This window comes from Kitasatospora viridis (assembly GCF_007829815.1).
In the GTDB taxonomy this organism is placed as follows: domain Bacteria; phylum Actinomycetota; class Actinomycetes; order Streptomycetales; family Streptomycetaceae; genus Kitasatospora; species Kitasatospora viridis.
Map to the genome: position 1 here is coordinate 5,193,575 of NZ_VIWT01000001.1, position 26,845 is coordinate 5,220,419.

Below are 26,845 nucleotides of genomic sequence, written 5' to 3' on the forward strand. Positions count from 1 at the left end.
GGCGGTCAGAACTCGCCGTCGCGCACGCCCTCGACGAAGGCCGTCCACTCGCCGGCCGTGAAGCGCAGCGGGGTCAGCCGCGGATTCTTGGAATCGCGCAGCGCCACCGCGCCGCCCGGCAGTTCGGCCACCTCGACGCAGTCCTTGCCGTCCTTGCTGTAGCTGCTGGTGCGCCAGGTCAGGTCGGTCGGGTCCACCTGGTAGAGGTCGGCCTTGCGCATCTCGGACATGGTGTTCTCCTCTCGCGGGGCAATCGATCGGGGTCGGGGGAGTCGGTGGGTGGGTCAGACGATCAGCATCGAGTCGCCGAACTCGTAGAACCGGTAGCCGTTCGGCACGATCTCGGTCCGGTAGACCTCGGGCAGCCGGGCGCCGCCCACCAGGCTCGACGTGAGCTGGAGCTCGGAGCTGCGCGGCATGTGCAGGTTGGTCAGGAAGGCGTCGCAGGAGCGGAACCGGTGCTCCGGGCTGATGATCAACCGGGTCCAGCCGTCGCCGGGCCAGACCCGCCCGTCCTCGTCGGTCACCGTCTCCAGCGTGCGCATCACCGTGGTGCCGCAGACCACCACCCGGCCGCCGGCCCGGCGGCGGGCGTTGATCAGGTCGGCCGTCTCGATCGGCACCTCGTAGTGCTCGCAGCCCGGGAAGTTGCCGCGTTCGTCGGCGGCGGTGCGGGCCGTGTCCGCCGGCAGCACCGGCTCGGTGACGCCGGCCGTCTCGCGCAGCCAGCCGGCGAGGCGCACCACGCCCCACTTGACGCCGATGTCCAGCGTCAGCTCCGCGACCGCGACGCCCCGTTCAGCCAGCCGGCGCAGCAGGGCCAGGGTGAAGTGCCGCCCGGCGGAGGGCAGCATGATGCCGCCGGGGCGGCTCGCGTAGACGTTCTGGTAGTGCTCGGGGCGGGGCGCGGAGCCGAGGTAGTGCGGGTAGAAGAGCGTGGCGACCTTCTCCAGCGCCTCGGGCTCCGGCGGGCTCAGCAGCATCCGCCACACCCCGGGCTCCTCGGAGTGCAGCAGTCGGCCGGTCATCCGCCCGCCGTCGAAGGCGAACTCCTCGCCGGCTCGGCGGTCCGGCTCGGTGGCCACCACCTGGGCGTGCCAACTCCCGTCCGCCATCGGCGAGTACACCTGCACCACGACCGGGCGCCCGGCCCCGTCCAGGCCGCGCAGCACGGACGGCAGGACCCGGGAGTTGTTGAGCACCAGCACGTCCCCGGGCCGGAGTTCCTCGTCGATCTCGTGGAACCGCCGGTGCCGCACCGCGCCGTCGGCGCGCCGCACCACCACCAGTCGGGAGTCGCTGCGCTGTGCGCCGCGCGCCTCGACCGGCTCCTTCGCCACCTGCTCGGGCGGCACCGTGTACTCCGCGTGCTCCACCACTGGTACCCCTTCCGCAACCGGTCCCCGTCAATCCCCGCACGGCCCCTTCGTGTCCGAACCATTCGGGCCGCGCTCCTCCCAGCATGCGCCCGCCCGTCGCGCCCGCGCATCCCGGGCCGCCGGGCGGGCGGGGCGCGGCGACGGGCCCGCGGTGCGCGCCGTCCGTGGCGGTGCGTCAGCACCCGGAGTCGGCGCAGCGCATGACGGACCGCCATCCCGTGGCGCGGCGCTGCGACCGGACCGCCGGGTCGCCACGTGAGTTACCACTGAGCGGCGAGGTGCCGCCGAGACAGCCCCGACCTGCGGTTCAGCGACCCCGCGGTCCACCTACGGAGTGTGAGACCTTGCCCCGAACCATCCCCCTGCCCACCCCGCCCCACGCCCCCGCCGCACGGCGCCCCCGGGCGGGCCGACTGGCCGCCACCGCCGCCGCGGCCGCGCTGGTCGCGGCCGGCGCGGCGGCACCGGCCGCCGACGCCGCGAGCCCGGCGCGCACCTCGCTGGCGTCCCCCGTCCCCGGCTGGATCACGGCCCCGGGCCAGGGAACGCTGGTCGACACCGGCGCGGCCCCGGGCGACTGGGGCCTGTCACTGCGGGTCTACCTGGCCGGCAAGGACCCGGTGGGCCTGGCCGAGGCGGCCGAGCGGGTCGCCGACCCCGCCGACCCGGCCTACGCGCACTACCTGACGCCCGCCCAGGTCGCCCAGCGCTACGGCACCACCCCGGCCCAGACGGCGAAGGTCGGCGACTGGCTCAGCGGCTTCGGCATGCACGTCACCGGCACCAACGCCCACTACCTGGCGGTCACCGCCACCGTGGATCAGGTGCAGCGGGCCTTCGCCACCACGGTGCACGGCTACGCCCGGCAGGCCGGCCAGCCCGCCGCGCTGGCGTTCCCGGTCGGCGGGATCTCCGTGCCGGCCGCGCTCGGCCACGACATCAGCACGGTGCTCGGCCTCGACGACACCAACCCCACGATCCCCGAGACCCCCGCGAGCCCCGCCATCGCGGACACCCCCGCACCGGCCGCCGCGGCCCAGCCGTGCTCGCAGTGGTGGGGCCAGAGCAGCTCGGCGATCCCGCCCGTCGACGGCCGCACCACCGCCGTCGACCAGGTCTGCGGCTACACCCCGCAACAGCTGCGCGACGCCTACGGGGTGACGAACAGCCAGTACACCGGCAAGGGCCGCACGGTGGCCGTGGTGCTGGACGGCGCGCTGCCCACCATGGAGGCCGACGCCGACCGGTTCTTCGCCGCCCACGGCCTCCCCGGCTTCGCACCGGGCCAGTACAGCGAGAACTTCGGCCCGCGCTTCGCCGCCACCTGCGGCCACTACGCCGACGCGCCCGAGGAACCGCTGGACGTGGAGTCGCTCCACATCGCCGCCCCGGACGCCAAGGTGGTCTACGTCGGGGCCGACTGCGACACCGGAGCCGGCGGATCGACGGCGTTCCTGGACGCCCACACCCGGATCGTGGACCAGCACCTCGCCGACGTGGTGACCGACTCGTTCGCCACCAGGGAGGACCAGGACTCGCCCGCCACCGTCGTCGCCTGGGACCAGATGTTCCAGCAGGGCACCGTGGAGGGCATCGGCTTCGACTACGCCTCCGGCGACGAGGGCGACGGATCGGACGGCAGCGGCCCCGGCGCGGTGATCTTCCCGGCCTCCGACCAGTGGGCCACCGCCGTCGGCGGCACCACCCTGGAGATCGGCGAGAACGGCAACGTGGCCGGCGAACTCGGCTGGGGCGCCGACGCGGTGCAGATCAACCCGCAGGGCACCGGCTACCTGGCCCCGCCGCCCGGACAGTTCTTCATGGGCTCGGGCGGCGGCCGCAGCAACCTGATCGGCCAGCCCTGGTACCAGCGGAACGTGGTTCCCCGGGCGCTGGCCACCGGCGGCGGCACCGCACCGGCCCACCGCGAGCTGCCGGACGTCTCCGCCGACGGCGACCGCAACTCCGGCTGGCTGATCGGCTTCACCACCCCCGGCGGCAGCTACCACGAGGAGTTGGGCGCCGGCACCAGCGGCTCCTCCCCGCTGATCGCGGCCCTCGAAGCGGACGCCGGCCAGGCCGCGGGCCACGCGCTCGGCTTCGCCAACCCGCTGCTCTACCAGCTGCGCGGCACCCCGGCGATCCGCGACATCGTGCCCGCTGCGGCCGGCCAGGTGCCCCCGGTGGTGAGCTACCTGCCGAGTTGGCAGACCCCGGGCAGCTTCGACAGCTACCTCTCCCAGCTCGACCACGACAGCACCCTGACGACCGCGCCCGGCTACGACGACGTCACCGGCGTCGGCTCGGCCAGCCCGGACTTCGTCCGCTTCTTCGCGCGGCACTGACGATCCGGCACTGACGGTCCGGCGCCTGACGGTCCGGCACCTGACGGTCCGGTCCGGGTGGACGCCCGCCGGCGTCCACCCGGACCGGCCGGGTCAGCAGTGGAAGGTGGTGTTGCCGGTGCCGGAGTTGGCCCCGGTGTTGAAGTCGTGGTCGTCGCTGTAGATCACGCAGCCGTCGACCGTGGCCGTCGCGCCGAAGGTCCGGGAGTCCTGGTCGATGCTCACGCCGTAGGAGTAGTCGTCGCTGTGGGCGTTGGACGACACGCGGTCGCCCTGCATGCTCAGCACCGACCCGTCCGGCGCGTCGTCGATGACCTGGAGCTCGACCGACGCGCCCGGGGTGTTCATCCAGGCGGTCGCGCCCTTGAAGTGGGCGACCACCTTGCGGCACCCGGGGGAGTACACCAGGTCGACCCGGCCGAGGTAGGTGTCCCCGCCGTAGAGGTACTGGGCGTGTCCGACGGTGGTGCTGTAGTCGCAGCCGTCGCCGGGGCCGCTGGCGGCGGCCGTTCCGGCGGTCGCGCCGATGCCGACCAGGGCGAGGACGGTGGCCGCGGCGGCCAGCGAGGTTCGGCGGAGTGCGGTGGAAGGCAAGGGGGGTGTCTCCTCGGTGCGTCGGATCGGTGGGTCGGATCTGCCACGGGTGGGTGGTGCGGAGGGGCTGGGGCCGGCGAGCGACCCGCAGCCCCTCCGGGGACTCACGAGCAGGCGTACCAGTGGGTGGTGCCCTCGGACGCGCAGAACGACGTGGTCAGGTGGCCGTCCACGGGGTAGGTGTTGGAGCCCGGGTAGTAGAGGTCGGACCCGCCGTTCGCGTAGACCCGGTAGTCGGTCCACGGGCCGGAGAGCGTGAAGTGGACCGTGCTGACGTCGATCGAGCGGTTGTAGGAAATGCTGGTGACGCAGATCTGCTCGCCCTGCGGGCTCCTGGAGCTGCAGCCGATGGTGGCGGCCTGGGCCGGAGCCGCCGTCACCACGCCGGCCACTGCGGCGGCGGCGACGGCCAGACCGGTGATCGTCCTGCGGAACACGGTGAACCTCTTCCTGTCGGTGACTACTGATCGGTGACTACTGATCGGTGACTTCTGATCGGTGACTTCTGACGTGGGACCGCCCGCCGCGTCGTACGACGCGGGCCGGTGAGGGCGCTGACGGGGGCGGTCGGCAACTGGTCCCGGCGAAGGCGCGGACCGGACGCATCGCGGCCCGACTCCGGGAATGCCTGGTCCCAAGGATGGGGAAGCGTCACGTGTTCGGTAGCACCTGACAGGCGTCTGACAACATCGAACACCAAGGGGGACACCAGTGGACACGACCGAGCCAGGCACCGGAGCCGTGGCGGAACGCCGGGCGGCGGTGGCGGAGTTCGCCGCCGCGCTGCGCCAACTGCGCCTGAGGGCGGGTCAGCCGTCGTTCCGGGCGATGGCCGGCGCGACGGGGGCGATCTCGCACACCACGCTGCACGAGGCGGCATCGGGCACCCGGCTGCCGTCCTGGCCCACCACCAGGAGCTACGTCCAGGCCTGCGGCGGCAGCGAACCCGAGTGGCACGAGCGGTGGCTGGCCGCCGCGCAGGCCGGGGCGGTTCCGGAGCCGGCCGACCTGCCGCCCACCACGGTTCCCGCCGTTCCCGCCGCTGATGGCGGGTCAGACGAGCCCGGCCGGGACGAGCCGGGTCAGGACGAGCCGGCCCCGCCGCTCCACCCCCGGAAGCCGGCCCGCGCACTGCGGCGGCGCCGACTCCTCGTGCTCACCCACGCGCTCGCGCTGGCGGCCGGCGCCGCGATCGGCGCCGGAGCCGTGCCCGCCGGCCACGGGCCGACCGGTGCGGCCGCCGGGGAGCCGCCGGCCGCGCCCGGTTACGTCGCCCGGATCGCCTCGGCGACCGGGGCGGTGTACGCGACGTCGACGAAGCTCCCGGTCACCCACCCGGTCGCCGCCGGCGACACCCTCGTGGTGCCGGTGATGCTCACCAACACCCACGACGGGACGGTCAGCGCGACCGACAGCCGGGGCAACACCTACACCACGGCGGCGGACCAGCCCGACGGCGGCGCCGGCGACCGCACTCTGATCCTCACCGCCGTCGCGGTCAAGGCGCTGACGACCTCGGACACGATCACCCTCAGCTATCCGTCCACGGGCGAACAGCACGTGGCGGTGGACGAGTTGGCCAACGTCGGGGCGGTCGACCAGCACGCCGCCGCGACCGGCGGCGCGGGCACCGGCTTCGACTCCGGGCCGACGCCGCCCACGGCCACCCGGTCCGAGCTGGTCTTCGCCGTCGCGGGCGTCCAGGGCGGTGCGGCGGTGGCCTGGTCCGACGGGTTCACCGCCCTGCCGACGCTGTTCGTCAGCCAGGACCAGCTGGCCACGGGCTACGAGACGGTCGGCGCCCCCGGCAGCTACGCGGCCGCTGGCACCTGCGACCACCAGTGGATGGCCGCGGCCGTCGCCTTCGCGCCCGCAAGGGCTGGCAATGGAAAAGGGTTGGTGAAGAGTTCCTAAAGGTGATCTACTGTGCACCGTTCACGATCTTTCACGGGGGAAGTAGGTCCAGCGATGAAGCTGTCACGTGTCTCGGCGATCCTCACCGCGGTTGCCGTCGCACCGGCAGTCCTGATGCCGGCCTCGGCGTTCGCCGCCGACGGCAGCCGCCCGCCCGCCAACTCGGCGCCGGACGCCCCCGTGCCGGGCAGCGCCACGACCACCCCGGACGCCCCGGTCGCCCCGCCGAAGCCGGCGGACGCGACGGCGGACGAGCGCGCCGAGGTGCAGCGGATCCTCGCGGACCCGAACATCGGACGCGGCGTCCGGGAGGGCGCCCAGCAGGCGCTGAACGGCACCCCGGCGGACGTCCACCAGTTCCTGACGGTCGGTCGGTTCAAGGCGCAGGACGATGACGACCGTGTGCGGGTGACGCAGATCATCGCTGATCCGAAGTCGGGTCCTGGGGTGAAGGCTGCTGCCTCGAAGGCGATGGACGGGTCGATCGAGGATGTGCGTCAGTTCTTGGCGGTTGGTCGGTTCAAGGCGCAGGACGACGATGACCGTGTGCGGGTGTCGCAGATCATGGCTGATCCGAAGTCGGGTCCTGGGGTGAAGGCTGCTGCCTCGAAGGCGATGGACGGGTCGATCGAGGATGTGCGTCAGTTCTTGGCGGTTGGTCGGTTCAAGGCGCAGGACGATGACGACCGTGTGCGGGTGTCGCAGATCATGGCTGATCCGAAGTCGGGTCCTGGGGTGAAGGCTGCTGCCTCGAAGGCGATGGACGGGTCGATCGAGGATGTGCGTCAGTTCCTGGCGGTCGGTCGGTTCAAGGCGCAGGACGATGACGACCGCGTCCTGGTGTCGCAGATCATGGCCGACCCCAAGTCCGGTCCCGCGGTGAAGGCTGCCGCCTCGAAGGCCATGGACGGCACCATCGACGACGTCCGCCAGTTCCTGCGCTCCGGCCGGAGCGACGCCGCCGCGAAGGACAAGGCCGCCGCCGACGCGGCAGCTGCCGCTGCCGCCGACCACACCGCGGGCAACTCCGGTGCCGCGCAGCAGCCCGGCACCGCGAACCCGGCCACCGCCGTCACCACCGCGGTGACCGGTGCGGGCACGACCTCCGGCGCTGCCGGCACCACCGGCACTGTGGCCACCACGGACACCACCGGCACCACCGCCGGCACCGACGCCCCCGGCGGCGCCACCAGGCTCGCCTACACCGGCGGCGGCACCGAACTCCCGTGGGAGCTCGGCGGTTCCGCCGCGGTGCTCGCCGCCGGCGCCGGCCTGCTGTACGCCAACCGCCGCCGCCCGTCCACCGAGGGCTGAGCGCCCCTCGTAACCGATTGGCCCGCACCGGGGAACCGGCGCGGGCCAATCGGCTTTACACGTCCGTCAGTTAGCGGAGTCCGGCACGCTGGGGCTGCGCGCGTAGGCCTGGGTGGGGTTCATGCCCACGCCGTTGAGCTTCACCGTGTCCTGGGTGGAGACCTGGGCGCACTTGCTGCTGTCGTCGGCGGTCTGCGCGTCCGAGTTCGACAGCGCGGCCTGGGTGTTGACCGGCGCCGGGGCCGCGGGCGAGCCACTGCCGGACCCGCCGCCGGACCCGCCGAAGGTGGTGCCGCTGGGCCAGTCCTTGCCGATCACCAGGGTGATCCCGGAGCCGTCGCCGGGCTTGACGGCCGAGGCGGGCAGGCCGACCGAGGCGGCGACCTCCTGGGCGTCGGCCTCACGCCCGGCGGTGTAGGTGACCTCGCTCGTCTCGTCGGTGCCGACCGCGTTGGTGGCGGCGGTGCCGGAGTTGTAGCCGGCGGCCTTCAGCGCGTCGGCCACGTCGCCGGCGCGGCCGGCGATGCCGCTGCCGTTCTTCACGTGCACCGCGATCTCGGACTTCGCCGCCCCGCCGTCGGCGGGCGCGGCCGCGCTGGTGGGCGCGGGCGCGGGGGCGGAGCTGTCGTCCGGGTTGGCGGTGGAGGTGGCCGAGGCGGCGGCGGAGGACTTGGAGCCGTCGCCGTTGGTCAGCGAGGCGTCGTTGATGATCGCGTTGAAGAGGTTCTTCGCCGCCGGGGCGACGATCACCCGGGCCGGGTTGGTGGGGTCGGGGGAGTTCTGCATCGTGGTCATGGTGATGCGGTTGGTCGGCACCTTGTTCAGGTCGTCGCCCAGGTTCACCAGGTTGGTGATGCCGTTCAGCCCGTCGTCGACGGTGAGCGCCTTGGTGGCGGCGTTGGCCAGCGAGAGCATCGCGGCCGGGTTGGTCAGCGTGCCGGCGCTCTTGAGCTGGCGGACCATCGAGCCGATGAACATGTGCTGGGCGACCGTGCGGCCCAGGTCCGAGCCGTCGCCGAAGCCGTGCCGGGTGCGCAGGAACTCCAGCGCGGGCAGGCCCTGCAGGGTGTGGTTGCCCTTCTTCAGCTTCAGGTGCGAGTCGGGGTCGTAGACGTTGTTGTCGACGCAGACCGGCACGCCGCCGACCGCGTTGGACATGCTCACCACGCCGCCGAAGTCGACCATCATGAAGTGGTCGATGGGTATGCCGGTCAGCTGGTGCACGGCGGCCACGGTGCAGCCCGGGCCGTACTGCAGGCTGCTGTTGATGATGTCGCGGTGCGGCTTCATCGAGGTGTGGTTCTGGGTGTCGGTGCAGCCGGGCAGGTTGGCGACGGTGTCGCGCGGCACGCTCATCACGGTCGCGTTGCTGCGGTCGGCGGAGACGTGCAGCACCATCTCGACGTCGGCGTTGGCGCCGGCCCCGCCGTCGGAGCAGTCGCCGCCGATCTGGCAGTCCTCGGCGGTGGCGCGGGTGTCCGAGCCGAGCACCAGGATGTTGATCGGGGTGCGGCCGAAGGCGTCCGGCTTCTCGTGCCCGGCGTCGCCGGAGGTGCCGGCGAACAGCGGCGCGTGCTTGATGTTGCCGTTCAGCATCTCGTAGACGTAGCCGATGCCGCCGGCGGCCAGCACCATCACGCCCGCCGTGGTGTACGCGAGGATCCGCAGGCCCTTGCGCTTCGGCTTCTTCCGGCTCTTTCGCGCAGCCGCCCGGCCCCCGGCGGCCGGCTGGGCCCGCTTGTTGCCACTCACCGGCACGTCGGTCATCTCCACACGCCTTCCTGGCTCGGGTGCGCTCGTGCGTCGCTGCTCGGAAGTGTTGACACGGGACAACCCGTGCGCGGTTGCAGCATCCGCGCAATGTAGCAAGCGCTGCTTATGGGTCGGCCAGAGGGTTTGGGGGAGGACTCGGGGAGCGTGCCCCACCGCGCCGGCGGTCAGTGCAGGGCGGCGCCGCGGAGCAGCAGGAGCAGCAGGTCGGCCGCGCTGAGGGCGACGGTGAGCAGGAACGGCGCCCGGCTCACCGGGTTCCCGGCCCGGGCGAGCGCGGCGGCGGTCAGGGCGCAGCCGCCGGCGAGCCCGGCCCAGCCGATCGGCCCGGCCGGGCCCGACGGGCCGAGCACCAGGACGCCCGAGGCCGCGAGCAGCGCCGCGGCGGCGAGCACCCGGCTGCGGGTGCGGCCCAGGCGCTGGGGCAGCCCGCGCACGCCGGCGGCCAGGTCGGCGTCGATGTCCGGCAGCACGTTGGTCAGGTGCGCGCCCACGCCGAGCAGCGCCGCGGCCGCGACCAGCCACCACGCGGGCCACGGCCGACCGGGCAGCGACAGGGTGACGAACGCGGGCAGCAGGCCGAAGGCGAGCGCGTAGGGGAGCCAGGACCACCGGGTGCGCTTGAGCCGGGCGTTGTAGGCCAGGCCCGCCGCCACGCCGCCCAGGTGCGCCGCCCCCGCCGCGCTGCCGCAGGCGAGCGAGAGCGGCACGCAGGCCGCGCCGGCGCAGCAGGCGGCGGCGGTGGCGGACGCCGGGGCCAGGGCGCCGCGGGCCAGCGGCTTGTCGGTCCGGGCGGCGGCCAGGTCACGCCGCAGGTCGATGACGTCGTTGCTCCAGCCGATGCACAGCTGCCCGCAGAGCACCGCGGCGCCCACCAGCAGCCAGCCGGCCGGGCCCCGGCCGGTGGCGGCGGCGAGTGCGGTCGCCAGGCCGGCCACCGCGAAGGCCGGGACGGGGTGTGCGGCCAGCAGCAGGTCGCGGGCCGGGACCGGACGCCGAGCCGCACCCGCTGCCTCGGCGGGCGGCTCGGTCCGCCCCACCCCGGGCGGCAGCGCTTCGGTCGGCACGCCGTCGATGCTAGGTCCGGCCGAGCTGATCACCCGTCAGCCACGCGCGGCACCCGCGGATCCCCGGATCGCCCCCGGCCGGGTCCTACGATGACCGAATGACCCGGATTGTGGCGGTTCACGGTGTCCTGCCGTCGCGCCGCTACGCACAGCACCAGATCACGGCGGCGGTCGAGGCGATCTGCCGCCTGCCCCGCGGCGATCGCCGCCTGCTGCACCGGGTGCACGCCGCAGCCGGGGTGACCACCCGTCACCTGGCCGTGCCGGTCGAGGACTGCGCCCGCCTGGACGGCTTCGGCGCCCGCAACGACGCCTACCTGCGGGGCGCGCTCGCCCTGGGGCGGGAGGCCGCGCAGGGCGCGCTCGACCAGGCCGGGATCGGCGCGCACGAGGTGGACCTGGTGGTCTCCACCACGGTCACCGGCATCGCCACCCCCTCGCTGGAGGCCCGGCTCGCCGGCGTCCTGGGCCTGCGCCCGGACGTGAAGCGGGTGCCGCTCTTCGGCCTCGGCTGCGCCGGCGGGGCCGCCGGGCTGGCCCGGCTGCACGACTACCTCACCGGCCATCCCGACCAGACCGCGCTGCTGCTCTCCGTCGAGCTGTGCTCCGCCACGCTGCAGCGCACCGACGCCTCGCTGCAGAACCTCGTCGCCGGCGCCCTGTTCGGCGACGGCGCGGCGGCCGTCCTCGCCGTCGGCCGCGACCGCGCGGGCGCGCTCGCCGGTCAGGGCGACCGGGACGGCCGGCGGCCCGAGATCACCGCCACCCGCAGCCACCTGTTCCCGGACACCGAGCACCTGCTGGGCTGGACCGTCCGGGACACCGGCTTCCACATCATGCTCGGCGCCGACCTGCCCGACCTGGTCCGCCGTCACCTCGGCCCCGTCGTGCGGGAGTTCCTCGCCGAGCACGAGCTGAAGACCGAGGACGTCACCGCCTGGGTCTGCCACCCGGGCGGGCCCAAGGTGCTGGACGCGGTGCGGGAGGCGCTCGCCCTGCCGCCGCGGGCCCTGGAGGCGACCTGGCGCTCGCTGGCCGGGGTCGGCAACCTCTCCTCCGCCTCGGTGCTGCACATCCTGCGCGACACCCTCGCCGGCCAGTCGCCGCCACCGGGCACCCCGGGCCTGCTGCTCGCCATGGGCCCCGGGTTCGGCGTCGAGCTCGTCCTGCTGCGCTGGTAGCCGCCGATGACCCCCTACACGCTGCTGATCCTGCTGGTCGCCCTCGAACGCGGCGCCGAACTGGTCGTCGCCCGGCGCAACGCCGCCTGGAGCCGGGCGCGCGGCGGCGTCGAGCACGGGGCGGGCCACTACCCCGCGATGGTCGCCCTGCACACCGCGCTGCTGGCCGGCTGCCTGCTGGAGACCGCGCTGCTGCGGCGGCCCTTCGTGCCCGCGCTCGGCTGGCCGGCCCTGGCCGCCGTGCTGGCCGCGCAGGCGCTGCGCTGGTGGTGCGTCACCAGCCTCGGGCCGCGCTGGAACACCCGCGTCATCGTGGTGCCCGGGCTGCCGCTGGTGCGCGGCGGCCCGTACCGGTGGCTGCGCCACCCCAACTACCTCGCCGTCGTCCTCGAAGGGATCGCGCTCCCGCTGGTGCACGCGGACTGGATCACCGCCACGGTGTTCACCGTGCTCAACGCCCGGCTGCTGGCCGTCCGGCTGCGCTGCGAGAACACCGCCCTCGCGGGCGCCGGGGCGGTCGGGGCCGCCGGGTGATCGACCTGCTCGTGGTCGGCGGGGGACCGGCCGGACTGGCCACGGCCGTGCACGCCGCCGAGGCCGGGCTGGACGTCGTGGTCGCCGAACCGCGCACCGCGCCGATCGACAAGGCCTGTGGTGAGGGCCTGATGCCGCACGGCGCCCGGGCGCTCGCCGAGCTCGGCGTCCGGGTGGCGGGGCGGCCGCTGCTCGGCATCCGCTACCTCGACGGCCGGCACCAGGCCGACGCGCCGTTCCGGGGCACGCCCGGGCTCGGGGTGCGCCGCACCGAGCTGCACGCGGCGCTCGCCCGGCGGGTCGCCGAGCTGGGCGTGCCGGTCCTGTCGCTGCGCGTCGACGAGGTCCGCCAGGACGGGGCGCGGGTGTACGCGGCCGGGCTGACGGCCCGTCACCTCGCCGCCGCCGACGGGCTGCACTCGCCGATCCGGCGCCGGCTGGGCCTGCTGCGCGCCGAGCCCTGGCCCGCCCGGGGGTGGCCGGCCCGGCACGGCCTGCGCCGTCACTTCGCCGTCCGACCCTGGTCCGACCGGGTCGAGGTGCACTGGGCGGCCCGGTCCGAGGCCTACGTGACGCCAGTCGCCCCGGACCTGGTCGGCGTCGCCCTGCTGACCGGCGAACGGGGCTCCTTCGACGACCAGCTCGCCCGCTTCCCCGCGCTGCGGGAGCGCTTGGACGCGAGCGCGGCGGGCCCCGTCCGGGGCGCCGGGCCGATGCGCCAGCGCGTCCGCGCCCGGGTGGCGGGCCGGGTGCTGCTGGTCGGCGACGCGGCCGGCTACGTCGACGCGCTCACCGGCGAGGGCATCTCGCTCGCCCTCGCCGAGGCGGCGGCCCTGGTCCGCTGCGTCCGCCTCGGCCGGCCCGACGCCTACGAGCACGCGTGGCGCCGCGCCACCCGCCGCCACCGCCTGCTCACCCACGCGCTGCTGTGGGCGCGGCACCGCGCGGGGCTCGCACCCCACATCGTGCCGACGGCCGCCCGCCTGCCGGCGCTCTTCGCGGGCGTGGTCGACCGGCTGTCCTGAGTCGGCCCCCGGGCTTCAGCGGGCGGGTTCGGCCACCGCGTCGTCCGGGAGGTCCCGCTCGGCGTCGTCCAGCGTGTCGGTGAGCCCGAGGCGCAGGTGCTCGATGTGGTAGACCGCCTGGTCGAGGAGCTCGGCGACGTGGTTGTCGTACAGCGCGTAGACCACGGAGCGGCCCTGCCGGGTCCCGACCACCAGGCCGAGGTTGCGCAGCAGGCGCAGCTGGTGGGAGCAGGCGGACTGCTCCATGCCGACCTCGTGGGCGAGTTCGGTGGCGGCGCAGGGCCCTTCGCGCAGCCGGGAGAGGATCAGCAGCCGGGACGGCGTGGCCAGGGCCTGCAGCGTGTTCGCGACGCGGGCGGCGCCGGTGGCGTCCAGGCGCGCGTGCGGGGCGACGTTCTTCGCGGATGCGGCTCCATGACCCATGCGGGTCATCTTACAGCGCATACTTGAAGGGCTGTTCATATGTTCCTGTATTGTTAGTCGGGTCGGCGGTCCTGCCCGGGCCTGCCCCGCTTTGCCATGCCTTGTCCCGCCCTCGCCGTGTCCCGCCCCACCCCGCCCTGCCCGAAGGGTCCCGCCTGCCATGTCCTCCACCCTGATCGAGCGTCCGGCGCCCACCGCCGCCCAGTCCCCGGCAGCCGCCCCGCGGCGGCGCACCCGGGTGTTCGCGCTGCCCGAGGCCCGGTGGGCCGCGGCCGCGATGGTGCTCTTCCTGATCGCGCTGCCGCTGCAGCTGACCGGCGCCCCGGCCTGGGCCTGGGGTCCGTTGTACGCGCTCGCCTACGCCACCGGCGGCTGGGAGCCCGGCTGGGCGGGACTGCAGGCGCTGAAGGAGAAGACGCTCGACGTCGACCTGCTGATGATCGTCGCCGCGCTCGGCGCGGCCGCCGTCGGCCAGGTGATGGACGGCGCGCTGCTGATCGTCATCTTCGCGACCTCCGGCGCGCTGGAGGCGCTGGCCACCGCCCGCACCGCCGACTCGGTGCGCGGCCTGCTCGACCTGGCGCCCGCCACCGCCACCCGGCTGGCGGCCGACGGCGGCGAGGAGACCGTGCCGACCGCGCAACTCGCCGTCGGCGACAGCATCCTGGTGCGCCCCGGCGAGCGGATCGGCGCGGACGGCCGGGTGCTGGAGGGCGCCGGCGAGGTGGACCAGGCGACCATCACCGGCGAGCCGCTGCCGGTCGCCAAGGGGACCGGCGACGAGGTGTTCGCCGGCACGCTCAACGGGGCCGGCGCGCTGCGGATCCGGGTCGAGCGCGACGCCGCCGACTCGGTGATCGCCCGGATCGTCGCGATGGTCGAGGAGGCCTCGGAGACCAAGGCGCCGACGCAGCTGTTCATCGAGAAGGTCGAGCAGCGCTACTCGATCGGCATGGTCGTCGCCACCCTCGCGGTCTTCGCGGTGCCGCTCGCCTTCGGCGCCGCCTTCACCGGCTCGCTGCTGCGCGCGATGACCTTCATGATCGTCGCCTCGCCGTGCGCCGTGGTGCTGGCGACCATGCCGCCGCTGCTGTCCGCGATCGCCAACGCCGGGCGGCACGGTGTCCTGGTGAAGTCCGCCGTGGTCATGGAGCGCCTCGGCCAGGTGGACGCGGTCGCGCTGGACAAGACCGGCACCCTCACCGAGGGCACCCCCCGGGTCACCGAGATCCGCCCGCTCGCCGGGGCCGGCCTGACCGAGGACGAGCTGCTCGCCCTGGCCGCCGCCGCCGAGCACCCGAGCGAGCACCCGCTCGCCCGCGCCGTCCTCGACGCCGCCCGCGGCCGGGGCCTGGCCATCGCCACCGCCGAGGACTTCCGCTCCGCCCCCGGCATCGGTGTCACCGCCACCGTCGACGGCCGCGCCGTCGCCGTCGGCGCCCCGGCCCGGCTGCTCGGGGGAGTGGCCGCAGACGCCGTCGGCGCCCACGCCGCCGCGCTCGCCGAGGAGTTGGAGGCCGGCGGCCGCACCGCGGTGCTCGTCGAGGCGGACGGCGTGCCGGTCGGCCTGCTCGGCATCGCCGACCGCCTGCGCCCCGACGCCGCGGTCACCGTCGCCGCCCTCGGCTCGCTGGCCGGCACCGCCCCGCTGCTGCTCACCGGCGACAACCCGCGCGCCGCCGCCCGCCTCGCCGCGGAAGTCGGCATCACCGACGTCCGCGCCGGGCTGCTGCCCCAGGACAAGGTCGCCGCCGTCCAGCAGCAGGAACGGGCCGGCCGGAAGGTCCTGGTGATCGGCGACGGCGTCAACGACGCCCCCGCCCTGGCCGCCGCCCACACCGGCATCGCGATGGGCCGGGCCGGCTCCGACCTCGCGCTGGAGACCGCCGACGCCGTCATCGTCCGCGACGAGCTCGCCACCGTCCCCGCCGTCGTGGCCCTCTCCCGCCGGGCCCGCTCGTTCGTCGTGCAGAACCTGACCATCGCCGGACTGTTCATCACCGCCCTGGTCGTCTGGGACCTGGTCGCCACCCTCCCGCTGCCGCTCGGCGTCCTCGGCCACGAGGGCTCCACCGTGATCGTCGGCCTCAACGGCCTGCGGCTGCTGCGCGAGACCGCCTGGACCAAGGCCCGCACCGAAGCGTCGGCTTGAGGTCCGGGCCCGGACCGGGCAGGAGGAGGGTCGGCATCGATCAGGTCACAGCGGGAGCACGTTAGGATGGCGAAACTCGCGTGCTACGCGCGAAGACTTCCGCAAATAATCCATACGCCCGATTTGCCCTCCCGCTTCACACGCACGGAGCCACCCTCATGGCCAAGCTGTCCACCGCCGACACCGACGGCGCGATAGAGACCCGCGGTATCGAACCCGTCCCCGACCACGAGCGCCGGGGCAGAGTGCGTGAGCTCTTCCCGACCTGGGTCGCGGCGAACATCAGCGTCCTGCTGCTCACCATGGGTGCGGCCCTGGTGGTGTTCAACCGGCTGAACTTCTGGCAGGTGCTGGTGGTCGCGGCGTGCGCGGCCGTGGTCTCGTTCGGCATGGTCGGCGTGGTCTCGGTCTCCGGGAAGTGGGGCGGGGCGCCGGGCGCGACGCTCTCCCGGGCCACCTTCGGCGTGCGGGGCAACCTCTTCCCCGGTTCGGTGCTCTGGATCGCCCGGTTCGGCTGGGAGACGATCAACGCGGTCACCGGCGCCTACGCCGTGCTGACCGTGCTCGACCTGCTCTTCGGGGTCAAGAGCAACACCGCGCTGATCGTGGTCACCCTCTTCGCCTTCGTCGCCTGCACCTTCCTGGTCTCCGGCATGGGCCGCAAGGCGCTGAACGTCTGCAACACCTATTCGACCTACCTGTTCGGCGTCTTCAGCGTCCTGGTGCTGGGCTACCTGATCGCGACCATCCACTGGGGCGAGGTCTTCGGCAAGCCCGCCGGCACCCCCGCGATGATGATCGCCGGCATCGGGACCATCGCCGCCGGCGGGATCAGCTGGGTGCCCACCGGCCCGGACTTCGCCCGCTACCTGCCGCACGCCGCCTCCGGGAAGAAGATCCTCGGCGTGACCGTCTCGGGCGCCGGCCTGGTGATGGTGCCGATGGTGCTGATGGGTGCGGTGATGGCGGTGGCCTCGCCCGGCCTGGCGCAGGCCTCGGACCCGGTCTCCTTCCTCGGCGACCTGCTGCCGACCTGGCTGGCCGTGCCCTACCTGCTGACCGCGATCGTCGGCATGCTGCTGATCAACAGCCTCTCCATGTACTCGGCCGGCTTCACCGCCCAGACCATGGGCGTCAAGCTGCCGCGCGCAACGGCCGTCAGCATCAACGCGGTGATCTCCCTGGTCGGCGGCCTGATGCTGATGCTGGTCGCGAAGAGCTTCCTGGGCTCCTTCATCACCTTCCTGATCCTGCTCGCCGTCTCCTTCTCGGCCTGGATCGGCGTCTACGCGGTGGACATGTTCCGCCGCCGCATCCGCGCGGTGCGCTACGACGCGGCCGCGCTGATGGACACCACCCGGAGCAGCCGGTACTGGTACACGGGCGGCTTCTGCTGGCAGGCGACGGTGTCCTGGGTGCTCGCCCTGCTGATCGGTCTGGCCTTCACCAAGTGCGACTGGTTCGCCGGGCCGCTCTCCAGCACCCCCGTCGGCAAGTACGGGCTCGCCTGGGCGGCCACCATCGTGGTCTCCGCCGCGATCATGGCGGTCCTGCCCACTCCTCGGGAGAACGCCCCGACGGCGCCCGAGGAGCCCGCCGCCCGCGCGGCCGCGCAGCCCGAGCGGGCCACCGTCTGACCCGACGCACACGCACACGCGCACCTCGCAGCCGGGCGGCCGGCTGCGAGGTGCGCGCGTTTCAGAACTCCTTGGCCGCCGCGGTGATCGCCTCGCGGATGCGGTGGTAGGTGCCGCAGCGGCAGATGTTGCGGATCTCGTCGAAGTCGGCGTCGCCGATCTCGTGGCCGGCCGCGCGGGCCTGGCGGACCTTGGCGACGGCCGCCATGATCTGGCCGGGCTGGCAGTAGCCGCACTGGGCGACGTCGTACTCCAGCCAGGCCTCCTGCATGGGGTGCAGGTTCTTGCCGACGGTGGCGGGCAGGCCCTCGATGGTGGTGACCTCGTCGGTCGGCTGGACGGCGCTGACCGGCACCGAACAGGGGTTGAAGGCCTTGCCGTTGAGGTGGCTGGTGCAGGCCTGGCAGACGCCCAGCCCGCAGCCGTACTTGGGGCCGGTGACGCCGAGCACGTCGCGCAGCACCCAGAGCAGCCGCACGTCGTCGGCGACGTCCACCGAGACGGGGGAGCCGTTCAGGATGAAGGTGTGTTGGGGCACTTGGTTGCTCCTGAAAGCTGGTCAGTAGGCGCGGGTGAGGCCGTCGGTCGGCGACTGCGGGATCGGGGGCGTGGTCGGCAGCGGGGTGAAGCCGAGCGGCGCGGTGTGGTTGATCGGGAAGCTGGTCGGCATGGCGCCGGTGGCCCGGCCGTAGGCGCAGGCGACCGCCGCCATCGTGCCGGCCACCGCCAACTCGCCCGCCCCGCCCGGCACTCCGGTGGTCGGTGGCATCACGATGATGTCCAGCTCGGGCGGCGTGTTCCACTGCCGGGTGTAGAAGAAGTTGTCCCAACTGCCTTCCAGGAACTGGCCGTTCTGGAGGTGCAGGCTGGCGGAGAGAGTGGTCGCGATGCCGTCCATGATGCCGCCCATCATCTGCGCCTCCAGGCCGCGCGGGTTGACGGCCAGCCCGACGTCCACCGCGCAGACCACCTTGGTCACCCGCGGCCCGGTGTAGGCGTCGGCGACCTGCCGGTTGACGGTGGCGGGGGTGCAGTCGATCTCGGCGAGCACGGCGACGAAGCCGTGGTACTCCGGGTGCAGCGCGATGCCCTGCGCGGTGCCCGGCGCCATCGCGCGCCCCCAGTTGCCGGCCTGCGCCACCTGGTCCAGCACCGCCTTCGCCCGGTCGTCCTTGAGGAACTGCCGGCGGAACTGGTACGGGTCCTGGCCCATCGCCGCCGCCAGCTGATCCACCATCAGCTCCTGCGCGCAGCGCACGTTCGGCGAGTAGATGCCGCGCATGCTGCCGGTGTTGAAGCCGTGGTCGACCTCGCTCAGCAACTGGGTGGTGAGGCCGAACTCGTACGGGGTCTGCTGGGTGAGCTGGAACATCACCTCGGAGAAGGCGGTGTTGGTGACCGGCAGCTTGTCGACCAGCGAGGTGATGACCTCGCCGACGCCGTGGCCGAAGTCGGTCCACACCGAGGTGTGCCGCTGCTCGAAGCTGACCACGTTGCCGAGCGAGTAGGTGGCCCGCACCCGGGAGGTCGCCATCGGGTGGGTGCGGCCCTGCCGGAACTCGTCGGTGCGGTGCCACATCAGCTTGACCGGCTTGCCGATCGCCTGGGAGACCAGCGCCGCCTCCAGCGCCGCGTCGTGGAAGAGCTTGCGGCCGAACGAGCCGCCGCCCTGGGTGACGTGCACGGTGACCGCGGAGGGCAGCAGGCCGAGCGCGGCCGCGATGGCGCCCTGGGCGACGATCGGGGCCTTCAGCGCGCCCCAGATCTCGGCCCGGTCGGCCCGCACGTCGGCGATCGCGCAGTTCGGCTCCAGCGCGCTGTTGCTGGCGAAGTGGAAGGTGAAGCGGGCGTCGATGGCCTCGGTCAGCAGCGGCAACGGCGGCACCACCAGCGGAAGTTCGGCCGCCTGCAGCTCCTGCAGCACGCTCGCGTCGCTGGCGCCCTCCACGGTGCCCGGCCCCCAGCTGACCTGGAGCGCCCGGACGGCGTCGATGCACTGCCCGAAGGTCTGGCCGCGCACGGCCACGCCGGTGGCCACCGTCACCACGTCGGTGATCCCCGGCATCGCCTGGACGGCCGCCAGGTTCTGCACCGACCGCACGGTGCCGTTGATCGTCGGCGGCCGGCAGAGCATGGTCGGCAGCGCCCCCGGCACGCTCAGGTCCATGGCGAACTGCTTGCGCCCGGTCACCGCGTCCAGCGCGTCGATCCGGTTCTGCGGGGTGCCGATCACCCGGAAGCTGCCGGACGGCTTGAGCGCCACCGGCACCGCGACGGTGGTCGTGCTCGCGGCGGCGGCCGCCAGCTGCCCGTAGCCGATGCTGACCCCGCCCGGCGCGCTGACCACGCCGGCCGACGTGGTCAACACCGCAACCGGTACGCCCAGTTGGGCGGCAGCGGCGGCGAGCAGGCGCTGGCGGGCCACGGCGGCGGCCACCCGGACCGGGGTGTAGGTGGAGATGGTGGTGTTCGAGCCGCCGGTCAGCTGGTTGAAGACCAGCTCCGGTCGGGCGTCGGCGAGGGTGACGTGCACCTTGTCCAGCGGCAGGTCCAGCTCCTCGGCGATCAGCATCGCGGTGGAGGTGGTGATCCCCTGGCCGACCTCGGCCCGGGGCAGTGCGAAGGAGGCGGTGCCGTCGGCGTTCAGCTGAATGCTGATCAGGTTCGAGGTCGGCAGCGCGGCGTCGGTGAGCAGGTCGTTGAGGTCGAGGATGTCGGCCGGCTCGGGCAGCGACGGGATCGCGGCCGCCGCCGGCTGCGGCGCGGCCACCTCGCCGAGTTGCGCGGCGACGGTGAGGGTGGAGGCTGCGAGCACGTAGCCCAGGAACCTGCGCCGCCCCAGTTGATCGCCCTGCCGACCGGCCTGATCGTCCATCAGTTGTCCTCTCCCCGACAATCCTGCGAGGCGGAGCCTGCCATACCGGCCGGTAGCCTGCCGCACCGGGTCGGGCTCCGACGGGTCGTCCCCGGCACGGCACCCGGGTCGGCCCGTGGCACACTGTGGCGGCACAAGCCCAGGTGGCAGGCCTGGACCCGGTCGATCGGAAGAGTGGCGTCGGTGCGCAAGAACGAGGCGAAGGCCCTGCTGGAACAGGCCCGGGCGGCCTGGGACGCGGAGCAGTGGCAGCTCGCCGCGGACCGCTACGAGGAGGTGCTGCGGCACTTCCCCGACGAGGAGCCGAGCGCGATCTGGTGGTTCGACGCCGCACTGGCGCACAAGTTCCTGCGCAACTGGCCCAAGGCGTTCGAGCTCGGCAAGGAGGCCGCGGCCCGGGCGCCGCGCGGCGAGGGCGACCCCGCCTACTGGAACCTGGGCATCGCCGCGACCGTGCTGCGCGACTGGCCGGCGGCCCGTGACGCCTGGTCGGGCTTCGGCATCGCGCTGCCCGAGGGCGAGGGCGAGATCGTCGGCGGCTTCGGGATGGCCTGCGTGCGGCTGGAGACGGCCGGCGAGCACGAGGTGGTCTGGGCGGAGCGGCTGTGCCCGACCCGGGCCCGGGTCGTCAGCGTCCCGGTGACGCCGGGCCGCCGGTTCGGCGAGGTCGTGCTGCACGACGGCGCGCCGACCGGCGAGCGGATCGTCGACGGCCGCAGCTACAGCGTCTTCGACGAGATCCTGCTGTTCGAGCCCTCCGACCTGCCGACCCACACCGCCACCGTGACCGCCCCGGCGCCGGACGACCTGGCGGCGCTGATCGACCTGTTCGCCGAGCGGGGCTTCGGGGCCGAACCGGCCGGTAGCGTCAACCTGCTGTGCAAGTGCTGCAGCGAGGGCAGCCACGAGCAGCAGCGCGACGTGCAGGCCGGCACCCAGCAGGTCCTGCTCGCCGCACCGGTGGACGGGGCCGGGCCCCTCCTCGACGCCTGGGCCGCCGGCGGCCCGGGGCGGGCCTGGCGCGACCTGCACCGGGCCTGACGTCCCGACTGCTGCCGGTCGCGGTCAGACCGGCGGCAGGGCGACGACCTTGGTGTCCTGGACGGCGACCAGCGTCCGGCCGTCGGTGGCGAACGCCCAGGCGAGGTCGATCGTGGCGTCCGCCTGGTAGATCCAGAGGATCTTCCTGGCCTTGGTGTCGATCGCGTAGAAGCCCTTCGTGTTGGTGGAGACGAAGAGGGTGCCCTGGACCAGGACCGGCGTGCAGTCCATCGACACCTCGTTCGGCAGCGGCAGCCGCCACAGCTCCGTGCCGTCGGCGGCCCGGTAGGCGATCACCGTGGGGCCGGCCGTCGGGGTGGCGCCGTACTGCGGCATCGTGGTGCCGCCGAGCACCGTGTAGACCACCCCGTCGGCGACCGCCGGCGCGCTGTACCAGAGGTCCTTGCTGCCCTGCGGCGCGCTCTTCGCCCAGGCCTGGTGCTGGGTCGCCAGGGTCACCGCCTGGAGGCCGGAGCCGCTCGACGAGCAGTAGAGCCGGTCGCCGTCGAGGCCCGGCTGGTAGACGCCCTGCGAGTCGGTGTCGACGAACCAGAGCTGCGCACCGGTGCCGGTGCTGCGGGCGACCAGGTTCTTCTTGGTGTCCGTGTAGAGCAGCAGGTCCTTGGTGAGCACCGCCTGCACGTCGGTGTCGGCGTCGGGACTGCGGTGCTGGCTCCACAGCAGCGAGCCGTCCTGGCGGGAGACGGCGAAGACGCCCGGGACCGGCGTGACGTCCGGCCGGATGTCGCCGGCGGAGTCCAGCGCGGAGAAGTGGCACAGGCCGTAGACCGCCCGGTCGTCGCCCGCCAGGATCTGGTCCGGGCCGAGCTGCTCGGTGGCGCCCGCCTTCGGCGTCGCGTCGAACTTCCAGAGCACGTTGCCGCTGGCGGGGTCGACCTCGACCAGGTCGGTCCCGTTGTAGACCACGCCTGAGGCGGTCGCGGCCAGGCCCAGCGTGCCCTGGTCCGGCTTGGACCAGCGCACGGTGCCGTCCGTCATCGCGAGCGCGTACACGCCGCCCGGGCCGTAGAAGTAGACGGCGTCCCCCTGGCACAGCGGCGTCAGCGAGGCCATCGCCCCGGGGATGTCGTGCGTCCACAGCGGGAACGGCGGCGAGCCGGGGGCGTGCGTGCGGGCGGGGCTCGGCGCGCCGGAGGACCGGGCGGGCAGCGGGGCCGGACCCGGGTGCGGCGTGCCGCCGCGGGAGAGGGCCCAGACGGTGCCGCCCAGGGCGGCCACCAGCGCGGCGCCGCCACCGGCCAGCAGCATCCGGCGCGAGGTCGCGGGCGCGGTCGGCGCGGCGGCGGCGGGGGCCGGGACGGTGCGGGCGGCGGCGAGCCGGACGGTGCCTTCGCCGTGCCCGTTCACTTCGGTGGGCGGGTGTCCGGCGGCGGCGCTGCCCCGGGCCGGGGTCTCCATGTCCAGCACGGTGGCGGCGTGCGTGGCGATGTCCGAGGCGACCGCCGCGGGCAGCCAGCCGGAGCGCAACGGCCCACGGCCGCCCAGCAGTTCGGCGAGCTCGGCGGTGGTCGGCCGGTCCACCGGGTCCTTGGCCAGGCAGGCGGCGAGCGTGGGCAGCAGCTCCTCGGGCACGCCGTCCAGCGCCGGCTGGTCGTGGATGACGCGGTAGAGCAGCGCGGCCGCCGAATCGGTGTCCTGGCTGAACGGGCCCGCACCCGTGGCGGCGAAGACCAGCACCGAGCCCAGCGAGAAGACGTCCCCGGCCGGCCCCGTCACCGCGCCGCTCGCCTGCTCCGGGCACATGAAGCCGGGCGAGCCGACGACGATCCCGGTGCCGGTCAGCCCGCCCCCTTCCAGCGCCCGGGCGATCCCGAAGTCGATCAGCCGCGGACCGTCGGCGGCCAGCAGCACGTTGGACGGCTTGAGGTCGCGGTGCACCAGCCCGGCCCGGTGGACGGCGGCCAGCGCCTCGGCGAGGCCCGCCCCCAGCGCCCGGACGGCGCCGACCGGCAGCGGGCCGTGCGCCTGCACCGCCTCGGTGAGCGAGGGGCCCAGTACGTAGGCGGTGGCCAGCCAGGGCACCGGCCCGTCCCGGTCGGCGTCCACCACCGGCGCGGTGTACACCCCGCTGACGGCCTGCGCGGCCGCCACCTCGCGCCGGAACCGCTCGCGGAACTCCTGATCCTCCGCCAGCTCCGGGCGCACCACCTTGATCGCGACCGTCCGCCCGCCGGTCGAACGGGCCAGGTACACCCGGCCCATCCCACCGGCGCCGAGTCTGGCCAGCAGCCGGTAGGGCCCGACGGCCTCGGGATCGGCGGACTCCAAAGGCTGGATCGGCATGTTCCTGCTCCCCGTTGACGCGACGCCGGTCTCCACGCCGTCGGTCGACGGGCACGGGGGCGCCTGCTGACCGGAGATCGTACGGCGTGCGCCAACAGGCCCTCCAGGGGGTGGCCGGGCCGGCCTCGCACCGGTGCGACGGCCGGTCGTGCCGCTGCGTACTCACCCGTTGGACGGTAGTCCGCTGCGCGCCGCCCGGGCGCGACCTAGGTTCGGGGCCATGACTGGAAACGCGATACCCGGGCGGCTGGTCAGGGGTTCCCTCCTGGTCCTCGCCGGGACGGTGCTGGCACTCGTCCCCGCAGGAGCGGCCGTTGCCGCCTCGGCCGTCCCCATCCCGGAGTACCAGCAGCAGATGAACGACGACTGCGAGGCGAGCGCGCTGCGCATGGTCCTGGCCGGCTATGGCGTCGACGCCAGCGACCAGGACGTCCTCGCCCAGATCGGCGTCGACCGCGAGCACTACCAGTTCGGCTGGTCCGGCCCGCTCTCCGGCGACCCGTTCGCGGCCTTCGTCGGCGACCCGGACGGCTCGGAGAGCCAGGGAACCGGCTTCGGCGTCTACTACCCGCCGATCGCGGCGGCCGCCCAGGCCTACGGGCTGACGGTGGTGGACGCCGGGCAGGGCATCTCCCCGGACGAACTGAGCTCCTACCTCGACGCGGGCTCCGCGGCGGTCATCTGGACCGACTACCAGTGGCAGGCGCTCCCGGCCGACTACTACACCGCCTACGACGGCCAGTCCGTCCCCTACGCGGGACCGGGTGAGCACGCCGTGGTGGTGACCGACTACTCGGACGGGGCCGTCAGCATCAACGACCCCTACGCCGGCCAGTACTCGCTCTCCGCCGACGACTTCGACGCCGGCTACAGCACCTACGGGCAGATGGCCGTGGTGCTGAGCGGCCCTCAGGACGCCTGACCCGACCGAAGCCTGATCCGACCACGGTGACCCCGGCCCCGACGGGCCGGGGTCACCGTGCTGTCAACGCTCCGTCAGGATCGGCGGTGCGGTGTCAGGATCTCGTCAGAGCGGGGCGGCCGGGGGAGCGGGGCGCGGTTGGCTGGACCGCCGGCCGGGTGGCCGGCCTCCCGTTCCGGCCCACGCCTGAGAAGGTCCGCCGCATGCTGCCGCTCGCCCCAGAGGAAACCGTCACGCCGGATCCACCGGCACCGCCGCCGACCGGCCAGCGCCACCGGGCGGCCCGCGGCGCCCTCTTGGACCCGGGGCAACTGCTGGCGGCCGTTCCGGAGGCGCTGCGCAAGCTGCACCCGCGGGTGATGGTGCGCAATCCGGTGATGTTCGTGGTCGAGGTCGGCTCGACGCTCACCACCGTCTCGGCCCTGGTGCAGCCGAGCGTCTTCGCCTGGCTGATCAGCGGCTGGCTCTGGCTCACGGTCGTGTTCGCGAACCTCGCCGAGGCGGTGGCCGAGCGGCGGGGCAAGGCGCAGGCGGAGTCGCTGCGCAAGGCCCGGACGGGCACCACGGCGAGGCGCCTGCGCCGGTGGCGGATCGGCCTGGAGCGCTTCGAGGAGGAGCGGGTGCCGGCCGAGCACCTGCAGCTGTACGACTTCGTGGTGGTGGAGGCCGGTGAGACGGTCCCGGGTGACGGCGACGTGGTCGAGGGGATCGCCGCGGTCGACGAGTCGGCGATCACCGGGGAGTCGGCGCCGGTGGTCCGCGAGGCCGGCGGCGACCGGTGCGCGGTGACCGGCGGGACCAGGGTGCTGTCCGACCGGATCGTGGTGCGGATCACCTCCAAGCCCGGGCTCACCTTCCTCGACCGGATGATCGCGCTGGTCGAGGGCGCGGAGCGGAAGAAGACGCCCAACGAGATCGCGCTGAACATCCTGCTCGCCTCGCTCACCATCGTCTTCATCCTCAGCGTGGTGACGCTCCAGCCGTTCGCCATCTACGCGGGCGCCGAGCAGACCACACCCGTGCTGGTCGCGCTGCTGGTGGCGCTGAGCCCGACCACGATCGGTGCGCTGCTCTCGGCGATCGGCATCGCCGGCATGGACCGCCTGGTGCAGCGCAACGTGGTGGCCATGTCGGGCCGGGCGGTGGAGGCGGCCGGTGACGTCGACACGCTGCTGCTGGACAAGACCGGCACGATCACCTTCGGCAACCGGCAGGCCGTCCGGTTCCTGCCCGCACCCGGCGCGGGCGAGCTCGAACTCGTCGAGGCCGCACAGCTGTCGAGCCTGGCGGACGAGACGCCCGAGGGCCGCTCCATCGTGCTGCTCGCCGAACGGTACGGGCTGCGCGAACGGCCGCCGGGCGAGCTCGGGGCGCTGGAGTTCGTCCCGTTCAGCGCGCAGACCCGGATGAGCGGGGTCGACCTGGAGCAGCCCGGCGCCTGGCGGATCGAGCTGCGCAAGGGCGCCGCGTCGGCGATCTCGGTCTGGGTGTACGAGCGCGGCGGCCTGGTGGCGGGCGAGGTGCTGGAGGCGGCCGACGTCATCGCGGCGAACGGCGGCACGCCGCTGCTGGTGGCCGTCCACGACGAGTACGGTGCCCGGGTGCTCGGGATCGTCCAGCTGAAGGACGTGGTCAAGGACGGCATCCGGGAGCGCTTCGCCGAGCTGCGCCGGATGGGCATCCGCACGGTGATGGTCACCGGGGACAACCCGCGCACCGCACAGGCGATCGCCCGGGAGGCCGGGGTGGACGACTTCCTCGCGGAGGCCACCCCGGAGGACAAGCTCGCGCTGATCCGGCGCGAGCAGGAGGGCGGCAAGCTGGTGGCGATGACCGGGGACGGCACCAACGACGCGCCGGCCCTGGCCCAGGCCGACGTGGGCGTGGCGATGAACACCGGCACCTCGGCCGCCAAGGAGGCCGGGAACATGGTGGACCTGGACTCCAACCCCACCAAGCTGATCGAGATCGTCCAGATCGGCAAGCAACTGCTGATCACCCGCGGGGCGTTGACCACCTTCTCGATCGCCAACGACGTCGCCAAGTACTTCGCGATCATCCCCGCCATGTTCGGGCGCGCCTACCCGGGCCTGCGCGACTTCAACGTCATGGCGCTGCACAGCCCGACCTCCGCGATCACCTCGGCGATCATCTTCAACGCGCTGATCATCGTCGGGCTGATCCCGCTGGCCCTGCGCGGGGTCCGCTACCGGCCGTCCTCGGCGGCCGACCTGCTGGCGCGCAACCTGTGGGTCTTCGGGCTCGGCGGGCTCGTCCTGCCGTTCGTCGGCATCAAGCTGATCGACCTGGTGGTGCGGTTCCTGGTCTGACGGCGGCCGTGGTCCGGCTCCGCCGGCCCGAGCTGCTA

The 26,845-nt window shown here is 73.9% G+C and carries 21 protein-coding genes; 11 read left to right on the forward strand and 10 right to left on the reverse strand.

Annotation, left to right across the window (positions count from 1 at the left end; all coding sequences use genetic code 11):
- Positions 1–5: 5 nt before the first annotated feature.
- Positions 6–230, reverse strand: a complete 225-nt coding sequence (locus FHX73_RS23420) for a DUF397 domain-containing protein (RefSeq protein WP_145906882.1) — start codon at positions 228–230, stop codon at positions 6–8.
- A gap of 54 nt (positions 231–284) precedes the next feature.
- Complete coding sequence (locus tag FHX73_RS23425) at positions 285–1,379, reverse strand: S-adenosylmethionine:tRNA ribosyltransferase-isomerase (RefSeq protein ID WP_145906883.1); 1,095 nt, start codon at positions 1,377–1,379, stop codon at positions 285–287.
- A gap of 344 nt (positions 1,380–1,723) precedes the next feature.
- Here FHX73_RS23425 and FHX73_RS23430 point away from each other — a divergent pair, with 344 nt between their 5' ends.
- The gene (locus tag FHX73_RS23430) at positions 1,724–3,724 is read left to right on the forward strand and encodes a S53 family peptidase (RefSeq protein WP_145906884.1); all 2,001 of its coding nucleotides are present in this window, start codon (positions 1,724–1,726) and stop codon (positions 3,722–3,724) included.
- A gap of 93 nt (positions 3,725–3,817) precedes the next feature.
- Here FHX73_RS23430 and FHX73_RS23435 read toward each other — a convergent pair whose 3' ends face one another.
- Together FHX73_RS23435 and FHX73_RS23440 are read right to left on the reverse strand one after the other, a co-directional pair.
- Positions 3,818–4,318 (reverse strand): hypothetical protein, encoded by a 501-nt coding sequence (locus tag FHX73_RS23435; protein ID WP_145906885.1) that lies wholly within the window; start codon positions 4,316–4,318, stop codon positions 3,818–3,820.
- Positions 4,319–4,422: 104 nt separating this feature from the next.
- A complete protein-coding gene (locus FHX73_RS23440; protein ID WP_145906886.1) occupies positions 4,423–4,755 on the reverse strand; it encodes a hypothetical protein in 333 nt (110 codons plus the stop codon).
- Between the two features lie 274 nt (positions 4,756–5,029).
- Here FHX73_RS23440 and FHX73_RS23445 point away from each other — a divergent pair, with 274 nt between their 5' ends.
- Entirely contained in the window at positions 5,030–6,232 is a 1,203-nt protein-coding gene (locus FHX73_RS23445; RefSeq protein ID WP_211786245.1) for a helix-turn-helix domain-containing protein, read from the forward strand.
- A gap of 264 nt (positions 6,233–6,496) precedes the next feature.
- Positions 6,497–7,546, forward strand: a complete 1,050-nt coding sequence (locus FHX73_RS44885; RefSeq protein WP_246213675.1) for an ALF repeat-containing protein — start codon at positions 6,497–6,499, stop codon at positions 7,544–7,546.
- 66 nt (positions 7,547–7,612) lie between these two features.
- Here FHX73_RS44885 and FHX73_RS23455 read toward each other — a convergent pair whose 3' ends face one another.
- Together FHX73_RS23455 and FHX73_RS23460 are read right to left on the reverse strand one after the other, a co-directional pair.
- A complete protein-coding gene (locus FHX73_RS23455) occupies positions 7,613–9,313 on the reverse strand; it encodes an LCP family protein (RefSeq protein WP_145906887.1) in 1,701 nt (566 codons plus the stop codon).
- Positions 9,314–9,483: 170 nt separating this feature from the next.
- Positions 9,484–10,383, reverse strand: a complete 900-nt coding sequence (locus FHX73_RS23460) for a UbiA family prenyltransferase (RefSeq protein WP_246213676.1) — start codon at positions 10,381–10,383, stop codon at positions 9,484–9,486.
- Positions 10,384–10,481: 98 nt separating this feature from the next.
- On the opposite strand from FHX73_RS23460, the gene FHX73_RS23465 reads away from it, so the two are divergent.
- From FHX73_RS23465 to FHX73_RS23475, 3 genes are read left to right on the forward strand one after another with little or no spacing between them, the layout of a single operon-like run.
- Positions 10,482–11,564: a type III polyketide synthase gene (locus FHX73_RS23465; protein WP_145906888.1), complete on the forward strand. Its 1,083-nt coding sequence runs from the start codon at positions 10,482–10,484 to the stop codon at positions 11,562–11,564.
- Positions 11,565–11,570: 6 nt separating this feature from the next.
- Positions 11,571–12,098, forward strand: a complete 528-nt coding sequence (locus FHX73_RS23470) for an isoprenylcysteine carboxyl methyltransferase family protein (RefSeq protein WP_145906889.1) — start codon at positions 11,571–11,573, stop codon at positions 12,096–12,098.
- The gene (locus FHX73_RS23475) at positions 12,095–13,123 is read left to right on the forward strand and encodes an NAD(P)/FAD-dependent oxidoreductase (RefSeq protein WP_145906890.1); all 1,029 of its coding nucleotides are present in this window, start codon (positions 12,095–12,097) and stop codon (positions 13,121–13,123) included. Before FHX73_RS23470 ends, FHX73_RS23475 begins: the two co-directional genes overlap by 4 nt.
- Before the next feature lie 15 nt (positions 13,124–13,138).
- Here FHX73_RS23475 and FHX73_RS23480 read toward each other — a convergent pair whose 3' ends face one another.
- Positions 13,139–13,546, reverse strand: coding sequence for an ArsR/SmtB family transcription factor (locus tag FHX73_RS23480; RefSeq protein ID WP_145906891.1), 408 nt, complete (start codon positions 13,544–13,546; stop codon positions 13,139–13,141).
- A gap of 160 nt (positions 13,547–13,706) precedes the next feature.
- Between FHX73_RS23480 and FHX73_RS23485 the strand changes: the two genes are divergently transcribed.
- The gene (locus FHX73_RS23485; RefSeq protein WP_145906892.1) at positions 13,707–15,698 is read left to right on the forward strand and encodes a heavy metal translocating P-type ATPase; all 1,992 of its coding nucleotides are present in this window, start codon (positions 13,707–13,709) and stop codon (positions 15,696–15,698) included.
- Positions 15,699–15,856: 158 nt separating this feature from the next.
- Entirely contained in the window at positions 15,857–17,335 is a 1,479-nt protein-coding gene (locus FHX73_RS23490; RefSeq protein ID WP_145906893.1) for a purine-cytosine permease family protein, read from the forward strand.
- 61 nt (positions 17,336–17,396) lie between these two features.
- Here FHX73_RS23490 and FHX73_RS23495 read toward each other — a convergent pair whose 3' ends face one another.
- Positions 17,397–17,873: a (2Fe-2S)-binding protein gene (locus FHX73_RS23495; protein ID WP_145906894.1), complete on the reverse strand. Its 477-nt coding sequence runs from the start codon at positions 17,871–17,873 to the stop codon at positions 17,397–17,399.
- Between the two features lie 21 nt (positions 17,874–17,894).
- On the reverse strand, positions 17,895–20,210 hold the full coding sequence (locus FHX73_RS23500; protein WP_145906895.1) for a molybdopterin cofactor-binding domain-containing protein: 2,316 nt from the start codon (positions 20,208–20,210) through the stop codon (positions 17,895–17,897).
- Positions 20,211–20,393: 183 nt separating this feature from the next.
- Between FHX73_RS23500 and FHX73_RS23505 the strand changes: the two genes are divergently transcribed.
- Positions 20,394–21,251, forward strand: a complete 858-nt coding sequence (locus FHX73_RS23505; protein WP_145906896.1) for a tetratricopeptide repeat protein — start codon at positions 20,394–20,396, stop codon at positions 21,249–21,251.
- Positions 21,252–21,275: 24 nt separating this feature from the next.
- Here the strand turns inward: FHX73_RS23505 and FHX73_RS23510 are convergent, their stop codons facing one another.
- Complete coding sequence (locus tag FHX73_RS23510) at positions 21,276–23,555, reverse strand: protein kinase domain-containing protein (RefSeq protein WP_145906897.1); 2,280 nt, start codon at positions 23,553–23,555, stop codon at positions 21,276–21,278.
- A 220-nt stretch (positions 23,556–23,775) separates the two neighbouring features.
- Between FHX73_RS23510 and FHX73_RS23515 the strand changes: the two genes are divergently transcribed.
- Positions 23,776–24,477, forward strand: coding sequence for a C39 family peptidase (locus FHX73_RS23515; protein ID WP_145906898.1), 702 nt, complete (start codon positions 23,776–23,778; stop codon positions 24,475–24,477).
- Positions 24,478–24,680: 203 nt separating this feature from the next.
- Positions 24,681–26,807: a potassium-transporting ATPase subunit KdpB gene (gene kdpB / locus FHX73_RS23520; protein WP_145906899.1), complete on the forward strand. Its 2,127-nt coding sequence runs from the start codon at positions 24,681–24,683 to the stop codon at positions 26,805–26,807.
- Positions 26,808–26,845 lie beyond the last annotated feature (38 nt).

What these genes read in the sequence shown, in the direction of transcription:
- FHX73_RS23420 (WP_145906882.1), bottom strand. Translation starts at nt 230, where the DNA reads ATGTCCGAGATGCGCAAGGCCGACCTCTACCAGGTGGACCCGACCGAC.
- FHX73_RS23455 (WP_145906887.1), bottom strand. Translation starts at nt 9,313, where the DNA reads ATGACCGACGTGCCGGTGAGTGGCAACAAGCGGGCCCAGCCGGCCGCC.
- FHX73_RS23465 (WP_145906888.1), top strand. Translation starts at nt 10,482, where the DNA reads ATGACCCGGATTGTGGCGGTTCACGGTGTCCTGCCGTCGCGCCGCTAC.
- FHX73_RS23470 (WP_145906889.1), top strand. Translation starts at nt 11,571, where the DNA reads ATGACCCCCTACACGCTGCTGATCCTGCTGGTCGCCCTCGAACGCGGC.
- FHX73_RS23480 (WP_145906891.1), bottom strand. Translation starts at nt 13,546, where the DNA reads ATGGGTCATGGAGCCGCATCCGCGAAGAACGTCGCCCCGCACGCGCGC.
- FHX73_RS23485 (WP_145906892.1), top strand. Translation starts at nt 13,707, where the DNA reads ATGTCCTCCACCCTGATCGAGCGTCCGGCGCCCACCGCCGCCCAGTCC.
- FHX73_RS23490 (WP_145906893.1), top strand. Translation starts at nt 15,857, where the DNA reads ATGGCCAAGCTGTCCACCGCCGACACCGACGGCGCGATAGAGACCCGC.
- FHX73_RS23500 (WP_145906895.1), bottom strand. Translation starts at nt 20,210, where the DNA reads ATGGACGATCAGGCCGGTCGGCAGGGCGATCAACTGGGGCGGCGCAGG.
- FHX73_RS23510 (WP_145906897.1), bottom strand. Translation starts at nt 23,555, where the DNA reads ATGCCGATCCAGCCTTTGGAGTCCGCCGATCCCGAGGCCGTCGGGCCC.
- FHX73_RS23515 (WP_145906898.1), top strand. Translation starts at nt 23,776, where the DNA reads ATGACTGGAAACGCGATACCCGGGCGGCTGGTCAGGGGTTCCCTCCTG.
- kdpB (WP_145906899.1), top strand. Translation starts at nt 24,681, where the DNA reads ATGCTGCCGCTCGCCCCAGAGGAAACCGTCACGCCGGATCCACCGGCA.